General features: G+C 65.8%; 1 protein-coding gene. It reads right to left on the bottom strand.

The features are described from left to right. Positions 1-666, bottom strand: a 666-nt coding sequence (locus PUR56_RS13530) for an extracellular solute-binding protein (RefSeq protein ID WP_329949081.1), incomplete at both ends; no start/stop codon positions are given.

Here is a 666-nt window from a genome sequence, read left to right as displayed (position 1 = left end):
GCCGGTCCGGACGTTGGCGATGACCGACTGGAAGAACGGGAACATCGCGACGTCGCCGCTGATGAAGCCGTTGAGGGCGCTGGTGCCGACCGGGGAGATCTTCTCGGTGTAGAAGGACTTCATGTACTCCATCGCGGTGCGCCCGGCCTCGGTGTTCTGGGTGGAGGCCTTGAAGTCGGGCGAGGTGAGGGTGCCGCCGGCCTGGCAGAGGAAGCTCTCCCAGGTGGAGTTGATGGCGTTGAGGTGGTCGTCCATGCCCTTGAACTGCCAGCCGGCCACCTTCTTCCCTGCCTCGGCGGACTTGGCGGTGATGGTGGCCGCGGTGGACTTCAGCTCGTCCCAGGTCTTGGGCGGGGCGGCGATGCCGTACTGCTGGAGGATGTCGGTGCGGTAGAGCATGACGTCCACGTCGAAGTAGAGGGGGACGCCGTGCATCTTGCCGTCGTACTCGTCGACCTTCGCCAGTGGCAGGAACTTCTCGGTGTCGGCGGCGGTGTAGCCGAGCTTGTCGAGCGGGGCGAGGGTGCCGGCCTTGAGGTAGTCGAGCTCCAGGCCGTTGTTCATCAGCCAGACGTCGGGGCCCTTGCCGGCGGCGACGGCCTGCTTGATCTTGTCCCGGCCGTCCTTCCACTCCAGGAGCGTGAGTTCGACCTTCACCTTGCCCTG

This window comes from Streptomyces sp. BE303 (assembly GCF_036290945.1).
Taxonomy (GTDB): domain Bacteria; phylum Actinomycetota; class Actinomycetes; order Streptomycetales; family Streptomycetaceae; genus Kitasatospora.
Note: the sequence above shows the minus strand (reverse complement) of the source record. Positions and strands in the feature narration are given on the sequence as shown.